This window comes from Micromonospora sp. NBRC 110038 (assembly GCF_020884815.1).
Taxonomy (GTDB): Bacteria; Actinomycetota; Actinomycetes; order Mycobacteriales; family Micromonosporaceae; genus Micromonospora; species Micromonospora haikouensis.
Genome location: NZ_BBOL01000005.1, coordinates 443,790 through 459,387, shown reverse-complemented (window position 1 = coordinate 459,387; position 15,598 = coordinate 443,790). Strand labels below are relative to the sequence as shown.

Annotated in this window: 13 protein-coding genes; 11 read left to right on the top strand and 2 right to left on the bottom strand. The window is 73.7% G+C overall.

The genetic code is table 11. From position 1 onward, the window contains the following. Window positions 1-54: 54 nt before the first annotated feature. The gene (locus LPU61_RS20440) at window positions 55-495 is read right to left on the bottom strand and encodes a polysaccharide biosynthesis protein (RefSeq protein WP_043960861.1); all 441 of its coding nucleotides are present in this window, start codon (window positions 493-495) and stop codon (window positions 55-57) included. A 249-nt stretch (window positions 496-744) separates the two neighbouring features. Here LPU61_RS20440 and LPU61_RS20435 point away from each other — a divergent pair, with 249 nt between their 5' ends. Beyond that, complete coding sequence (locus tag LPU61_RS20435; protein WP_082106107.1) at window positions 745-1,728, top strand: sulfotransferase; 984 nt, start codon at window positions 745-747, stop codon at window positions 1,726-1,728. 13 nt (window positions 1,729-1,741) lie between these two features. Here LPU61_RS20435 and LPU61_RS20430 read toward each other — a convergent pair whose 3' ends face one another. Next, the gene (locus LPU61_RS20430; RefSeq protein ID WP_043960862.1) at window positions 1,742-2,668 is read right to left on the bottom strand and encodes a hypothetical protein; all 927 of its coding nucleotides are present in this window, start codon (window positions 2,666-2,668) and stop codon (window positions 1,742-1,744) included. Between the two features lie 202 nt (window positions 2,669-2,870). Between LPU61_RS20430 and LPU61_RS20425 the strand changes: the two genes are divergently transcribed. From LPU61_RS20425 to LPU61_RS20380, 10 genes are all read left to right on the top strand, one after another. After that, window positions 2,871-4,748 (top strand): lipopolysaccharide biosynthesis protein, encoded by a 1,878-nt coding sequence (locus LPU61_RS20425; RefSeq protein WP_229405750.1) that lies wholly within the window; start codon window positions 2,871-2,873, stop codon window positions 4,746-4,748. After that, window positions 4,745-5,737, top strand: a complete 993-nt coding sequence (locus LPU61_RS20420; protein ID WP_043960865.1) for a DUF3048 domain-containing protein — start codon at window positions 4,745-4,747, stop codon at window positions 5,735-5,737. Before LPU61_RS20425 ends, LPU61_RS20420 begins: the two co-directional genes overlap by 4 nt. Then, window positions 5,734-7,242 (top strand): O-antigen ligase, encoded by a 1,509-nt coding sequence (locus LPU61_RS20415; protein WP_144420113.1) that lies wholly within the window; start codon window positions 5,734-5,736, stop codon window positions 7,240-7,242. Before LPU61_RS20420 ends, LPU61_RS20415 begins: the two co-directional genes overlap by 4 nt. Further along, window positions 7,242-8,492, top strand: a complete 1,251-nt coding sequence (locus LPU61_RS20410; RefSeq protein ID WP_229405749.1) for a hypothetical protein — start codon at window positions 7,242-7,244, stop codon at window positions 8,490-8,492. Before LPU61_RS20415 ends, LPU61_RS20410 begins: the two co-directional genes overlap by 1 nt. After that, the gene (locus LPU61_RS20405) at window positions 8,489-9,349 is read left to right on the top strand and encodes a sulfotransferase domain-containing protein (RefSeq protein WP_043960866.1); all 861 of its coding nucleotides are present in this window, start codon (window positions 8,489-8,491) and stop codon (window positions 9,347-9,349) included. The genes LPU61_RS20410 and LPU61_RS20405 overlap by 4 nt, the downstream gene beginning before the upstream one ends. Next, a complete protein-coding gene (locus tag LPU61_RS20400; RefSeq protein WP_229405748.1) occupies window positions 9,337-10,872 on the top strand; it encodes a lipopolysaccharide biosynthesis protein in 1,536 nt (511 codons plus the stop codon). Before LPU61_RS20405 ends, LPU61_RS20400 begins: the two co-directional genes overlap by 13 nt. Before the next feature lie 77 nt (window positions 10,873-10,949). Then, the gene (locus LPU61_RS20395) at window positions 10,950-11,987 is read left to right on the top strand and encodes a glycoside hydrolase family 26 protein (RefSeq protein ID WP_043963587.1); all 1,038 of its coding nucleotides are present in this window, start codon (window positions 10,950-10,952) and stop codon (window positions 11,985-11,987) included. A gap of 223 nt (window positions 11,988-12,210) precedes the next feature. Next, window positions 12,211-14,226 (top strand): delta-60 repeat domain-containing protein, encoded by a 2,016-nt coding sequence (locus LPU61_RS20390; protein ID WP_052503560.1) that lies wholly within the window; start codon window positions 12,211-12,213, stop codon window positions 14,224-14,226. An 80-nt stretch (window positions 14,227-14,306) separates the two neighbouring features. Beyond that, the gene (locus tag LPU61_RS20385; protein ID WP_043960867.1) at window positions 14,307-14,756 is read left to right on the top strand and encodes an NUDIX hydrolase; all 450 of its coding nucleotides are present in this window, start codon (window positions 14,307-14,309) and stop codon (window positions 14,754-14,756) included. Next, entirely contained in the window at window positions 14,753-15,523 is a 771-nt protein-coding gene (locus LPU61_RS20380; RefSeq protein WP_043960868.1) for a hypothetical protein, read from the top strand. Before LPU61_RS20385 ends, LPU61_RS20380 begins: the two co-directional genes overlap by 4 nt. The last annotated feature ends 75 nt before the right edge of the window (window positions 15,524-15,598 follow it).

Below are 15,598 nucleotides of genomic sequence, written 5' to 3'. Positions count from 1 at the left end.
CGAGGATCGTGCGGGGGGCCGGGGAGTTGCCGCGCTGGCGCGGGATCGGCAGGCTCACAGCAGGTTTCCCACCACGGTCGCCTTCGGGTAGAGCCGGCGCTGCTCCTCCCACTGCACGAGCATCGCCGAGAGGAACGGCCGGCACAGCCGGGCCGACAGCGTCGGGGTGTCGATCCGGTCGTACACCTCGATGTAGACCGTGGGGATGCCGCGCAGCCGGGCCACGATCACGAACGGCAGGGCGACCCCGGCGCCGGTGGTGACCACCGCGGCGACGTCCCGCCCCTGGAACACCCGCACGGCGAGCCACAGGTTGCGGGCCAGGTTCTTGAGGTTGCGGGTGGTCGGGTGGTGGGCCCAGACGACGTCCTCGCCGTCGAGCAGCGAACGGGCGTCCGGGGTGTCGAAGGTCACCCAGGAGCGGGCCCGGTCGCGGTACCACGGTGCGAGCGCCACCAGTTGGGCGAGGTGCCCGCCGCTGGAACCGACGAGCATGACTTCACCAGACTCCACGTCCACCCGCCTCCCGAGGGCCCACCGCGCCCCGGGACGCGCCCACGGGGGGCGGTCGACCGGGCGGCGCGACGCCGCCACAATGTAGCGGCCTCCGGAACAGAAACATAAGTGGCGTTCACCATCATCCGGCCTGTCGGATGGTTGCCAGCAGGACCTTCCGCCAATGCCGGGCTCCCCCGTTGCGCACCTAGACTGCCGCTGACAGCACCGGGGGCGAGGGGATCGCGGATGACCGACCAGACGGCCGAGGCAGCACAGGGTGCCGGCAACGGGGTGACCCCCGACCCGGTCACCGTCCTCTACGTCTGCGGCATGCCGCGCAGCGGCTCCACGCTGCTCGACCTGATGCTCGGCCAGTTCGTCGGGCACTGCGACGTCGGCGAGCTGTTCTACCTGTGGCAGTCCGGCGTCGAGCGCAACTTCCGGTGCGCCTGCGGCGAGCACTTCGACGCGTGTCCGTTCTGGGGCGAGGTGGGCCGCCGGGCGTACGGCGGGTGGTCGGAGATCGACGTGGCCGACGTGCGGGCGCTGCAGAGCCGGGTCGACGCCACCGCCAAGATCCCGCTGATCGTGAACCCGGGGATGTCCACGGCCTTCCGGCGGGACCTCGACCGCTACACCGAGCTGCTGACCCCGCTCTACCGGGCGGTGGCCGAGGTGTCCGGGGCGCGGGTCGTGGTCGACTCCACCAAGCGCCCCTCGCTGGCGTACATCCTGGCCCGCGCCCCGCAGGTCGACCTGCGGCTGGTGCACGTGCTGCGCGACCCGCGCGGGGTGGCGTACTCGTGGAGCCAGGTGGTGGAGCTGCCCGAGGGCACCTCGACGAAGGGCCGGATGAACCAGCGGTCGGCGCGGCTGACCGCCCGGCGCTGGGTCACCGTCAACGCGATGGTCGCCGCGCTGGGCCGCCGGGGCGTGCCCCGGGTCACCGTCCGGTACGAGGACCTGGTCCGCGACCCGCGCGGGGAGCTGGGCCGGATCGCGGCGCTGACCGCCGACGTGACCGAGGTCGTCGACCCGCTGGAGTTCCTGCGGGACAACGAGTTCGAGCAGGCCGGCTCGCACGCGGTGGCCGGCGGCCGGATCCGGATGCGCAGCGGCCCGATCACGCTGGCGCTGGACGAGAAGTGGCGTCGCGAGTACGCCCCGGGGCCCCGCCGCCTGGTCGGGGCCATGACCTGGCCGTTGCGCCGCCGCTACGGCTACCGCTGACGGGCGCCGCCCCTCACACCCCGGCGGCCAGGTGGGCGTCGAGGGTGTCGATCAGCTCGGGGGCCCGCTCGTAGTCGAACTTGCGGGCGAAGTGCGCCCCGCTGGCCAGCGCGAGGGGCAGGTCCTCGGCGGTCAGCGACTTGGGGTGGTTGAAGGTGCTGTTGCGGAAGTCGAAGTAGCGCTTGCAGTCCGGCACCAGGTTGAACCGGTCGGCGCTGCACACGATCGTCTGGAAGACCGCCTCGACCGGGGAGAGGCAGTGTCGGAAATAGTCCACCACGTCCGGTCGCCGGTCGAAGTAGTCCCGCAGGTACGCCACCACGGGCCAGCTCAGCGAGGAGAACGCCGACCCGCCGTGCAGCCGCAGGTCGGGGCCGAACGGGGTGCGGGCGCGGCGGCCGAGGGCCAGCCCGTACGACACGTGCACCCGCACCAGGGGCTGCACCCGGTTGACCGCCTGGAGCGGGCGGAGCAGCTTCTTGCCCCGGGGGCTGAGCGGCAGCACCCGGCGGTGCTGGAAGTGGTAGCGGGAGCGGACCCGGCTGCGCGGCCAGTGGCTCTCCGGCCCGAAGGCGTCCCAATATTCCATGAACCCGTCGGCACCCGAGTCGACCAGCTCCGCCTCGCAATCGCCGAGGGGCCGCAGCGGGTAGTCCTGACCGGTGATGTTCACCAGCCAGTCGACCTGCACCCCCTCGTCGTTCAGCCAGTCGACGGCGGCCATGTAGCGGTCGACATGACTGAAGTCACCGTATCCACCCTCGTGCATCTGCACGACGACGTCGGTCATCGAACGCAGCTCGGCGAGGTCCGGCGGGGCACCGTTCACGTCGTGGCTGACGTGCACAATGCTGTCGGGACTGTACTTCTTCACCGCGTGCACCAGCCGGTTCAGCTGCTCCGGCGACCGGTGGCTCTGGATGTGGTAGCAAAACCGCACCCGCCTATCCTCCCTTGCGACGCCGTTGCTGGAAAGCGACGCTTCGTCGGCTTCCCCTGACCGCCCGGATCAGGGAGACTCAGGTTTCCGCCGTGACGCCGTCCGTCACGGACGACTGGCCGGTCCGGTCCAAAGGGAGCGACACACCCCGATGCCCTCGTCTCACCACGCCGATCTGCGCGACTCAGACGGCCCCACCCTGATGACCTACCTCGAGTGGCTACGCCGCCGGTGGTGGATCCTCGTGGTGGCCGCGCTGCTCGGCGCGGGCGCCGGCATGCTGGTCAGCCAGGTGCAGACCCGCACCTACGTGTCGACCACGTCGCTGCTGGTCCGCCAGGTCGGCCCGGACGCCAACCCCGGGGCCAAGGTCAACCTCGACACCGAGGCGCAGGTCGTCCGCTCCCTGGTGGTCGCCGAGCGGGCCCAGGCCCTGCTGAAGACCGACCTCCCCGCCGAGGATCTGGTCCGGTCGCTGTCGGTGACGGTGCCGCCGAACAGCCAGGTGCTCCAGATCGCGTTCGAGGCGGCCAGCCCCGAGGCGGCGCAGGCGGGCTCGCACTCCTTCGCCCAGGCTTACCTTGACCTGCGGCTGGCCACGGCCACCCGGTCCCTGGAGAACGAGACCACCGCGCTCAAGCAGCAGATCACCGAGACCAACAAGCAGCTCGCCGCCGTCGCCGGCAAGATCGCCGCCGCGCCGCCGAACTCGGTGGAGCGCGCCCGCGCCGAGGCCGACCGCAACGTGCTGACCAACCAGCTGGCCAGCCTCAACAGCCGGCTGAGCCCGCTGCTGAGCACCGCCCTCGACCCCGGCGAGATCATCTCCGACGCGCCGCTGCCCCGGAAGCCCAGCTCCCCGAACACGACCCTCAACCTGGCCAGCGGCCTCGGCGCGGGTCTGCTCTTCGGCATCGTGGTCGCCCTGGTGCTGGACCGGCTCGACACCCGCGTGCGGCGCGGCCGGGACGTCGCCGACCGGCTCGGCGTGCCGATGCTGCTGGAGCTGCCGACCGGCCAGGCCGGGCTGACCATCCTGCCGGCGGGGCACGAGGTCTCCCGCGAGCTGGGCCGGCTGCGCAACGTGCTGCTGTCGACCATGCCCGAGCCGCAGCCCGGCCGGGGCCGCCAGCTGCTGCTCACCGACACCTCGCCCGGCCCGGCGGCCGGCTTCGTCGTCGGCAACCTCGCCGCCGCGTACGCCCGCACCGGCGCGCAGGTCGCGGTGGTGACGACCAAGCGGGACTCCCCGCTGCCCACGATGCTCGGCGGGATCAAGCCCCGGCACACCCTCGCCGACGTGCTGCGCCACGACGTGTCGGCGCTGACCGCGCTGACCCCGGCCCCCGGCCTCGGCCAGTTGCGGGTGCTGTTCCCCGGTGCCCTCGACACCGAGGTGGAGCTGCCCGTCGCCATGATGCTGGAGGTCCTCGGCGAGCTGGCCGCCCGCTTCGACCACGTGCTGATCGAGACGGCCCAGCCGACGGCGGCGGTGGAGGCGCAGGCGCTGGCCCGGCACGTCGACGGGGTGATCCTCGTGATCGAGGGCGGGCAGACCCGCAGCAGCGAGATCACCGCCGCGATCCACCAGTTCGAGCAGGTCGACGCGCCGGTGCTCGGCGCGGTGCTGGCCCCCCGGCTGGCCGAGCGCGTCCCGGCCCCGCCCGCGGCCCCGGCGGCGCGGCGCGACGGCCCGCCGTCGCCCCGCCCACGGCCCAACCCGGCGGTGCCGTCGCAGGCCGGCCCGCCCAACATCGAGTCCACGATGATCCTGCCCCGCCCCGCCACCAGCAACCGGGACACCCGCCCGTCGGGCGGCGGCCGGGACGCCCGCCCCTCGGCCGGCGGCCGGGACGCTCATCCGCCGGCCGGCCCGCAGGCCTCCGCCAGGCCGCCGACGCCGCCCCCGGCGGTCCAGGGCCCGCCGCCCGTCCCGCCGAAGCCGGTTCCGCCGGCCCGGCCGACGACGCAGCCGAAGCCCCCGGGCAAGTCCACCGTCTACCGGTCGTCGCGGGACTCCGACGGTGTCGACCCGGGTCGATACTCGATGGCCCTCGACCCGGTCGAGGACAGGGAGTGAACCGCCGGCGCGCCCTGGGCAGCACGCTCTCGGTGGCGCTGGTCGCCGCGTTCGGCGCGGGCTGCGCCGAGGAGCAGCCGCCCGGGGCCACCAACGTGGTCGACCCGGGCTCACCGGCCCCCCGGCCCACCCCGACCCCGAGCCTGCCGACCGCGCCGCTGTCGGGCAAGCCGGTCGCCGAGGAGGTCGCGGGCCGCCAGGCGGTGGTGGTGCCGGTGCGGGTGACGCCCGGCACGAGCCCCGTCGGGCTGGCCGAGGCCGACGTGGTCTACCAGGAGTTCGCCGAGTCGGAGAGCCTGCACCTGACGGCGGTCTACCAGTCCCGGGACGCCGCGAAGGTGGGCCCGGTCGCGGAGATCCGCCCCGTGGACATCCGTACCGTCGGCGTGCTGCACCCCTTCGTCGGCTACGCGGGCGGGCCGACCGGCTTCCTCAACCAGTTCGCCGCCGCCGAGCTGAAGGGCGTCACCCCGACGCAGCGCGAGGGGGCGTTCCCGTCGGGTCAGGCGTCGACCGCCGCGCTGCGGGCGGCGGCCCCGAAGGGCGGCGCCGCGCCGACCCCCGTCCTCGACCACGCCACCCCGGGCGCGCCGCTTGCCAGCCAGGGCGTCGCCCCGGCCGGCAAGCTGACGATCGCCGCCCCTGGGCACCCCACGCAGACCTGGGCGTACGACGCGGCCAGCGCGTCGTGGCGGGGCAGGGTCGGCAAGGTCACCGTGAGCGTCGCCTCGGTGGTGGTGCTCACGATGGAATACCGCACGCTCACCGTGCGTAAGCCCAGCCCCCGCTCGCTGCCCGGGGCGAACGTCTACGGCTCCGGGGCGGCGCTGGTGGTCTCCGGCCCGTCCAGCGCCAAGGCGCAGTGGAGCAAGCCGGGGCAGAAGCTGGTCTGCAACGTCACCGACGAGGGCGGCTTCCAGGTCCGGCCGCAGCCCGGCCCGGCCTGGGTGATCTACGCCCCGAAGACCGCCAAGGTCAGCGTGACATGACCATGGCCGCCCCGCTCCGGCCGGCACCGGGACCCGAGCCGGCACCGGCGGGACGGCGTCCGGCCGGCCCGCCGCAGCACCCCGCGCAGCACCCGCCGGAGCCGGCCCGGCGCTGGTCGCTGCGGCTGCCCGTCGCCTGGCCGGTGACCGCGCTCTTCGTGCTCTACCCGGTGTGGTGGGCGCTGGGCCTGCCCTCGTTCATCTTCGCCATCCTCGCCATCCCGATGGCGTTCCAGCTCTACCGGCGCGGCAACGTGAAGGTGCCGCCGGGCTTCGGGATCTGGCTGATCCTGCTGGCCTGGGTGGTGCTCTCGGGGCTGATGCTCGGCATCACCGCACCCAACACGCTCCCCCCGAGCGGCTCCGGCCGATTCATCGGCTGGGGCATCCGGGTGATGAACTACACCGCCCTGACGGTGACGATGCTCTACGTCCTCAACCTCAGCGAGCGGGAGCTGCCCCGGGGCCGGTTGGTGAAGCTGTTCGGCTTCATGGCCGTGGTCACCGTCATCGGCGGGTACGTCGGCGCGCTGTTCCCGCAGCTCAAGTTCGTCGCGCCGCTCAACTACATCCTGCCCGCCGCCATCGCCAAGGAACCGTTCGTCAACCGGCTGATGCACGTCGAGGTCGCCCAGGTGCAGGAGGTGCTCGCCGGGGAAGCCAGTTCGCCCCGCCCGGCCGCCCCCTTCGAATACACCAACACCTGGGGCGAGAACATGGCGATCCTGCTGATCTGGTTCATCGTCGGCTGGGTGGTCCTCGGCCGGGGGCCGCGCCGGCTCACCGGCTACCTCGTGGTGGTCGCCGCCGTCTTCCCGATCGTCTACTCGCTCAACCGGGGGCTGTGGATCGGGCTGGTGGTCGGCGCGGTGTACGTCGCGGTGCGGCTGGCGCTGCGCGGCCGGGTCGTGGTGCTGGTCGGGCTGGCGCTGGCGAGCGGGCTGATGGGGGTGGCGGTGCTGGCGTCCCCGCTGGGCGACCTGCTCAACGAGCGGATGGCCAACGGCCACAGCGACGACATCCGGGCCACCCTGTCCAGCGGCGCGGTCGAGGCGGCCAACCATTCGCCGGTGCTCGGTTACGGGGGCAACCGCGCCCTGATCGGCAGCAACCGGTCGATCGCGATCGGCAAGTCGGCCGAGTGCAAGCAGTGCGGCAACCGGGAGCTGGGCAGCAACGGGCAGGTGTGGAACCTGCTGACCGGCCAGGGCTGGGTGGGCGCGTTCTGCTACAGCGCGTTCTTCCTGTGGTGCCTGTGGCGGTTCCGCCACGACAACACCCCGATCGGCATCGCCGGCAGCCTGGTGCTGATCCTGATGCTGTTCTTCCAGTTCCTCTACGGCTCGTTGAACACCACCCTGGCGTACGGGCTGATCAGCGTGGCGCTGCTCGCCCGCAACGACCTGCACCTGCGCGCCGAGCGCCGCGAGGCCCGGCTCGCCGCCGTCGAGGCCGCGTCCGCGCCGGCCACGCCGGGTGCCCGGCCCGAACGGCGGTTCCGCTGATGCTCACCCCTCCCCCCGGCGCCGACGCGCGCGGCGCGTACCTGCCGGAGCTGGCCGGTCTGGTCTGGCCGGCACCGGCGCGACCGGCGCTGCGGCGCGGCGGCCGGGCCGGGTTCGCGGTGGTGCCGTCGGCCGCGCGGCCCCGGCTGCTGGTGCCGGCCGGCTCCCGACGGGCGGCGGCCGGCGCGGTGCGGCACTCCACGGAGGCGCAGAGCGCGAAGGCCCGGCTGCGCCGCGCGGTGCTGGCCACCGCGTTCCGCACCGGGCTGGGCCGGCTCGCGTTCCGGGACCGGCTGGTCGTCGACGCGGGCGGCAACGCGGGCGATTCGGGCGGCGGCGCGCTCGACGCGCACCTGGCCGCCGTGCTGGGCCGCCCGGCGCTGCTGAGCATCCACATCGGGCCGGCGCGGGCCAACCGCAAGCCGGTGGTCCAGCTCCTCGACGCCGCCGGCGTCCCGATCGGGTACGCGAAGCTCGGCGTCGACCCGCTCACCCGGGCCCTGGTCGAGGCGGAGGCGGCGGCGCTGGCCCGGCTGGCGACGCTCGCCGTGCCCGGCGTGCAGGTGGCCGAGGTGCTGCACCACGGCGTGTGGGGCGGGCACGCGCTGCTGGTGCAGAGCGCCCTGCCGGTGGGGCTGCCCCGGGCCGCGCCCGCGCCGGCCGCCGAGGCGGAGCGGGCCGCCATGGTCGCGGTGAGCCGCTGCGTCGGCGTGGACCACCGCCCGTACGCGGGCAGCGCCCACGACCGGCGGCTCGGGGCCGAGCTGGCGGCGCTGGGGGACCGGCCGGAGGCGGCCCGGCTGCGCGCGGTGCTGGACGAGGTGCGCCGCGTCGACCCGGTGCTGGGCCTGGGGGCCTGGCACGGCGACTGGAACGGCGGCAACAGCGCCGCCCTGGCCGACGGCCGGGTGCTGGTGTGGGACTGGGAGCGGTTCGCCGACGACGTGCCGCTGGGGTTCGACGCCCTGCACCGGCGGGTGCAGACGGCGATCACCCGGGCCGGGGTGGAGCCCCGGGCGGCGGCGGCGCGGCTGATCGCCGGGGCGACCGACGACCTGACCCCGTTCGGCCAGCCGGCCGGGGTCGCCGACCTGGTGGCCGTGCTCTACCTGGTCGAGCTGGCGGCGCGCTACCTGCGCGACCGGCAGGCCGAGGCGGGGGCGCGGCTGGGACACGTGGACGCCTGGCTGCTGCCGGCGGTGGAGGAACACCTGGCCGGACGGCCGGGTGCGGGAGGAGTGGCGAAGTGACGCTGGTCAAGGCACAGGCGCGGCGCGCGGTGCGGTCGGTGAGCCGGACGTACGGCCGGTGGACCGCCGGGTCGCGGCTCGCCCCCGACTTCCTCATCGTGGGTGCCCAGCGCTGCGGCACGACCTCGCTGTTCAAGACCCTGTCGCAGCATCCGGCGGTGCTGCCGGCGGTCTACCACAAGGGCGTGCACTACTTCGACACCGGCTACGACCGGGGGATGGACTGGTATCTCGGGCACTTCCCGACGGTGCGCCGGGCCGAGGCGGTCCGCGCGCAGGTCGGGGTGCGCGGGGTGACCGGCGAGTCGAGCCCGTACTACATGTTCCACCCGCTCGCGGGGGAGCGGATCGCGAAGGACCTGCCGGGGGTGCGGCTGCTGGTGCTGCTGCGCGACCCGGTGGAGCGGGCGTACTCGGCGCACACCCACGAGGCGGCGCGGGGCTTCGAGTCGGAGGGCTTCGAGCGGGCCCTGGAGCTGGAGCAGGAGCGGATCGCCGGGGAGCGGGAGCGGCTGCTCGCCGACCCGACGGCGCACAGCCACCACTTCCAGCACAACGCGTACCTGACCCGGGGCCAGTACGTGGAGCAGCTCGAACGCCTTGAGTCGATCTTCGGTCGGGACCGGCTGCACGTGATCGACGCGGACGACTTCTTCGCCGAGCCCCGGCCGGCGTTCGACGCGGTGTGCGACTTCCTCGGCCTGCCGCACTGGGCGGACATCTCGTTCGGCAAGCACAACGCGCGGTCCCGCTCGCCCATGGATCCGGCGCTGCGGACCCGCCTGGAGGAGCACTTCGCCCCGTACGACGAGCGGTTGAGCACCTGGTGGGGACGCGTGCCGTCGTGGCGACGGTAGCCCCGGCCCGGTCGGCCGCCGGCGAGCTGGGCGGCGCGGCGCGGCACGGGGTCGCGAACCTGCTCGGGGTGGCGGTCGCGGCGGTCGCCGGGTTCGGCCTGAACATCATCGTCACCCGCGGCTGGTCCATGTCCGACGCGGGCCTCTTCTTCGCCGCCACCAGCGCTTTCATGATCGCGTACGCGGCGGCGCGGCTGGGCACCGGCGTCGGCTCGGTCTACTTCATCAGCCGCTACCGCACGCTGGGCCAGCCGGAGCGGCTGCGCGCGTCGGTGCTGGTGGGGCTGCTGCCGGTGCTGGGGGTCGGCACGCTGATCGCGGTGGCCGGCTGGTGGGCGGCCCCCCGGATCGTGGCGCTGACGTTCGACGAGCCGGTGCCCGGTGCGGTGCGCGCGCTGCGGGTGCTGCTGGTCTTCGTGCCGGTGGCCGCGCTGTGCGACTTCGCCCTGGCCGCCTGCCGGGGCTTCGGCAAGATGCGCCCGCTGCTGCTGATCGAACGCCTCGGCCGCACGGGGTTGCAGGTGGCCGGGGTGGGGCTCGCCGCCCTCCTCGGCCTCTCGGCGACGACGGCGCTGCCGCTGGCCTGGGTCGCGCCCTACCTGCCGGCCGGCCTGGTCGCCACGGTGTGGCTGGCCCGGCTGGTGCGGCGCGCGGAGCGGGGCGCGCAGGTGCCGGCGGTGTCGCTGCGCGAGGAGTTCGGGCCGTACTGGCGCTACAGCGGGCCCCGGGCGCTGAGCGGGCTGGCCCAGATGGCGGTGCAGCGGCTCGACATCGTGCTGCTGGGCGCGCTGCGCGGGCTGTCCGAGGCGGCGCTCTACACGGCGGCCACCCGGTTCCTCGCCCTCGGGCAGCTCTCCGGGCAGGCGCTGTCCACCGCCGTGCAGCACCGGCTGGCCGAGCACCTGGTGCGCGACGACCGGGACGCGGCGGGCCGGCTCTACCAGGCCGCGACGGGCTGGCTGGTGCTGCTGGCCTGGCCGGCGTACCTGCTGTTCGCGGTGTTCGCCGAGCCGATGCTGCACCTGTTCGGCGAGGGATACTCCGCCGGGGCGCGGGTGACCGTGTTCCTGGCCCTGACGATGCTGGTGGCCACCGGCTGCGGCATGGTCGACACGGTGCTCAACATGGCCGGGCGCACGTCCTGGACGTTCTACAACGCGCTGGCCGGCACCCTGGTCAACGTGGTGCTGAACGTGCTGCTCATCCCGCGCTTCGGCATCATGGGGGCGGCGGTCGCCTGGTCGGCGTCCATCCTGATCACCAACCTGGTGCCGCTGGCGCAGCTGCACCACGCGTACCGGATGCACCCGTTCGGGCGGGGCACGCTCGCCGCCGCCGGCCTCGCGGTGGCGTGCTTCGGCGTGCCGGCGTTGATCGCCCGCGCGGTGCTCGACTCCGGGCCGGTCACCCTCGCGGTGCTCGCGGTGCTCGGCACCGCCGGGTATCTCGCCGGTGCGTGGCGGCTGCGGCGGGTGCTCCAGCTCGACGCGTTGCGGGCCCTGCGCCGGGGCCGCCGACGCTGAGGCCCGGCGCGGGTCTCACAGCCACGGAAACGACCGCCGCCGGGCACGTCGGCGGCATGGGGAAGGTGCGGCAGACGATGAAGCGGTTCCACAGGGCGGCGGCGTTCCTGCTCGCCTCGGCGCTGGCCGTCACGGCCTGCTCCGAGCAGGCCCCGGACTTCGTGCCGCCCCCGTCCAGCGCCGCGCCGACGGTGTCCCCCCGCACGACGGACGACCTGGCCACCACGGGCCGGGGCCCGGAGCTGCCCGAGAAGGGCGCGTGGCTGGGCGCGTGGGTGAAGCCGGACTGGCAGACCCCGGAGGGGCGGGTCGAGGCGCTCGCCGCGTTCGCCGCACAGACCCAGGGCAACGTGAACCTGGCGCACATGTTCCACGAGTGGGAGGACGACTTCCCCGGCCCCACCGAGCACGCCTTCCAGGCCGCCGGGAAGCTCCAGATGATCTCCTGGTCCGGCGCGGACACCCGGTCGATCCGCGACGGCGTCTACGACCAGCTCATCCGGCAGCGGGCCGAGAAGATCAAGCAGTTCGGGGTGCCGCTGCTGCTGCGCTGGCGGTGGGAGATGGACCGGCCCAACCTGCAACAGAGCATCCACTCGCCCGAGGACTACGTGGCGGCCTGGAAGCGCATCCGGGGCATCTTCACCGAGGTCGGCGCGACCAACGCCGGCTTCGTCTGGTGCCCGCACGTGCAGGGGTTCGTCGACTCCTCCCGTGACGCCGCCGCATACTATCCGGGCGACGACCAGGTCGACTGGCTCTGCACGGACGTCTACCCGGGCAAGGGGTTCGAGGGGTTCGCCCCGCAGATGGACAAGTTCATGGCGTTCGCCGCCCAGCACCCGCGTCCGATTGTGATCGGCGAGTTCGGCGTGACCTACCCGGGCTCGCCGGGGCAGCGCGGCGCGTGGCTGCGCGAGGCCGGCGACTACATCAAGCGGCACCCGCAGATCAAGGCGGTCGTCTACTTCGCCGCGAAGCAGACCAAGCCCGCGTACGACAGCACCTTCAACGACGACCCGGACGGGCTGGCCGCGTTCCGGGAACTGACGGCCGACCCGTGGTTCTCCGCGCCGCCGCCCCCCACCCCGGCGCACGGCCCACGAACCCAGTGACCTCGTCTTTTCGTCCGGCGCGACCGGCTGTCCCGGCAACGGCCGACGCGTTGTCGGCCACAAGACGCAACCCGGGGTAGACGCCGCGCCTTCCGTGCGCAATTGTGTCATCGAGCTTTCCGTCCCCCGGTCGCCGCGTCAGCGCCCGGCGGTCACCGAACGGGTTCGCCCGCTCGCACGGAGGCACCTCACATCGATCTCCGCCGTTCATCCGGAGTTGCCCGTGGCCCGTTTCCCGGCGCTTGGTCGCCGACCTCTCGCGGTCCTGACCGCCGCCGCCCTGACCGTTTCCGGCATCCTCGTCGCCGGCCCGGCCCCTGCGGCGCCCGACCACACCACCGTGGTCGGCGCGGTCCCCTCCGCCCTCACCCCGAACATCGTGGACGGCACCGTCTTCGCCATCCACGACGCCGGCAGCAAGGTCATCGTCGGCGGCTCGTTCACGCAGGTGAAGAACCGCAACTCGGACGTCACGATCGCCCGCAACTACGTGCTGGCCTTCGACAAGACCACCGGCCAGGTGGACACCGCGTTCGCCCCGGTGGTCGACAACGAGGTCAGCGACATCCTCGCGGGCCCGACCGCCGGCACCGTCTACCTCGCCGGCAAGTTCAACACCGTCAACGGCACCAACCGCCGCAAGCTGGCCCTGCTCAACCTCGCCGACGGCAGCGTGGTCACCAGCTTCCCCAACCTGGCCTTCAACGGCCTGGTCAACGACGTCGTCAAGGTCGGCAGCCGGCTGCTCGTCGGCGGCATCTTCACCACCGCCGCCACGAAGCCGCGCAACGGCCTCGCCTCGCTCGACGCCGTCACCGGCGTGGTGGACGACTACCTCACCACCTCGCTGACCGAGCACCACAACTACGACGGGGTCAGCGGCGCGAACGCCGGCATCGGGCCCGAGAAGCTGGCCGTCTCGCCCGACGGCACCCAGCTCGTGGTGATCGGCAACTTCAAGAAGGCCGACGGGGTGCTGCACGACCAGGTGGTCCGGATCAACCTGGGCGCGTCCGCCGCCACCGTGTCGTCGTGGAACACCAACCGGTTCGAGCCGCGCTGCGCCTACAAGTCGTTCGACTCGTACGTGCGGGACGTCAGCTTCTCCCCCGACGGCAGCTACTTCGTCATCGTCAGCACGGGCGCCCCGTACGCGGGGACGCTCTGCGACGCGGCGGCCCGCTTCGAGACGTCGTCCACCGGCACGTCGGTCCAGCCGACCTGGGTCGCCTACACCGGCGGCGACACGTTCCTCTCCGTGGGCATCACCGAGCAGGCGATCTACGTCGGCGGCCACTTCCGCTGGCTCAACAACACCTCCGCCACCAACTCGGCGTACCCGGGCGCGGTGGCCCGGCCCAGCATCGCCGCGCTCGACCCGCTCAACGGCCTGCCGCTGTCGTGGAACCCGGGCCGGCACCCGCGCGGCTACGGCGTGGCAAAGCTGCTGGTCACCCCGGAGGGCATCTGGCTGGGCTCCGACCAGGAGTACATCGGCAACTTCCAGTACCGCCGGGGGCGGATCGCGTTCTTCCCGCTCAGCGGCGGGGCCGCCCCGCACTCCACCGCCACCGCCTCCCTGCCGGGCAAGGTCTACCTGGCCGGGTTCAGCAGCGGCTCGGTCAACGCGGTGCAGAGCCGGACGTACGACGGGACGAGCGCGATCGGCGCGGCCACGGCCGTCGCCAACCCCGACGGCACCACCTGGTCGTCGGCGAAGAGCGCCTTCTGGGTCGGCGGCACCCTGTTCTACGGGATGAGCGGCGCGCTGTGGCGGCGCACGTTCGACGGCACCACCTTCGGCACCCCGACGAAGGTCGACCCGTACCACGACGAGCTGTGGGACACGGTGGTGACCGGTTCCGGGTCGGAGGGCCAGACGTACGCCGGCAACACGGTGAGCTTCTACCCGGAGATCGCCAACGTGACCGGCATGTTCTACACCAAGGGCCGGCTCTACTACACGCTCAACGGGCAGAGCGGCCTGTACTGGCGCTGGTTCAACCCGGACAGCGGCACCGTCGGGGCGGACAAGTTCACCGCGGCCACGACCGGCTTCGCCGACTCGGCCGGGGTCTTCGTCTCCGGTGACCGGATCTACCTGGTCAGCCGGCTCCTGGGCAACCTGTCGTCGGCCAGCTGGGTCAACGGCGCGCCGTCGGGCAGCTGGACGGTGCGCAGCAACCGCCTCGTCAACGGCATCGACTGGCGGGCCAAGGCGGTCTTCGTCGGGCCGTGACCCGAGCACGACGCCAGCGGTGACGAGCCGGGGCCGTACGGGGCATCGCCCTGACGGCCCCGGCTCGCTACTGTCGTGACGTGCCCACCGAGCCTCTCCGCTGCGCCGGCGCGCTGATCGTCGACGACGACGGCCGCCTCTTCTTCCAGCGCCGGTCCCCGCAGCGAGTCCTCTTCCCCGACACCTGGGACATCGTCGGCGGCCACCTGGAGCCGGGCGAGGAGATCGAGGACACGCTGCGCCGGGAGGTCACCGAGGAGACGGGCTGGACGGTGTCGCACATCCTCGGCACGGTCGGCGAATACCGGTGGACCGGCAACGACGGCCTGGCCCGCATCGAGAGCGACTTCCTCGTCCGGGTCGACGGCGACCTGACCCGTCCCCGGCTGGAGGAGGGCAAGCACACCGAGTTCCGCTGGCTGACCGAGCGGGACCTGGCCGTGCTGGACGAACACCGCGACGTCAACGACGGGCTGATCCGGCGGATCGCCGAGGACGGCTTCGCGGCGCTGCGCTCGATCGGTCTGTGAGCGACGACGTCGAGCTTCCGCCGCACCGGTTCGCCGGGCTGGTCGCCCCGGCAGTCGACCGGGTCTTCGCCGCCGGCATCCTCGCCGGGCGGGACGGGGGCGGCGCGGAGCTCAGCCAGCGGTACGGCGGGCCGGCGGCCACCGGTTTCCTCGTCGAGTTCCGCACCCGGCTGGCCGCGCCGGGCGGGACGGTCGACCCGGCGGGCTTCGCCGCGGTCACCCGGTACCGGGACCCGGCGTCCTGCCAGCGGGCGCTGGACAAGCAGGTCGCGTACGGGATGCTGCACCGCCGCCCCGACGGCTGCCTCTGCGCCACCGAGCGCGGCCTCGCCTTCCTGGCGGAGCTGTTCCAGGTGCACGCCGAGGTGACCGAGGAACTGTGGGCCGGGCACGACGAGCGGGTGCTCCGGCTGGTCGAGACCCTCGGCCGGCTGCTGGCGCACGCGCTGGTCAGCGCCGAGGAGGAGACCGACGTGCTGGGCGACGCGTTCGCGGTGACCGCGCCGCCGTACGAGCCGGACGGCACCGCCCCGGGGGTGCTGCTGCTCAACCGGCTGGGCACGCTGCGCTACCACCGGGCCGACGCGCACGCCGCGGCCTGGACGGCGGCGGGGCACACCGCGCTGAGCGTCAGCGAGCTGCCGGCGGGCCCGGAGCGGCTGGCCATCGAGCTGGAGACGGACCGCCGGGCGGCCGGCCCGTACGCGGCGCTGACCGCCGAGGAGCGGCTGACGATGCTGGCGGACCTGGCCGCCCTGCCGGGCTGACGCCCCGGTTGGCGGTGGGCGGGGTCGGCCCCGGCGCTATCCTCCACCGGTGACCCGGAGTCGAACCAGGGAGGC

Coding starts and splice junctions, on each gene's coding strand:
- LPU61_RS20440 (WP_043960861.1), bottom strand. CDS start 495: ATGCTCGTCGGTTCCAGCGGCGGGCACCTCGCCCAACTGGTGGCGCTC.
- LPU61_RS20435 (WP_082106107.1), top strand. CDS start 745: ATGACCGACCAGACGGCCGAGGCAGCACAGGGTGCCGGCAACGGGGTG.
- LPU61_RS20425 (WP_229405750.1), top strand. CDS start 2,871: ATGACCTACCTCGAGTGGCTACGCCGCCGGTGGTGGATCCTCGTGGTG.
- LPU61_RS20415 (WP_144420113.1), top strand. CDS start 5,734: ATGACCATGGCCGCCCCGCTCCGGCCGGCACCGGGACCCGAGCCGGCA.
- LPU61_RS20410 (WP_229405749.1), top strand. CDS start 7,242: ATGCTCACCCCTCCCCCCGGCGCCGACGCGCGCGGCGCGTACCTGCCG.
- LPU61_RS20395 (WP_043963587.1), top strand. CDS start 10,950: ATGAAGCGGTTCCACAGGGCGGCGGCGTTCCTGCTCGCCTCGGCGCTG.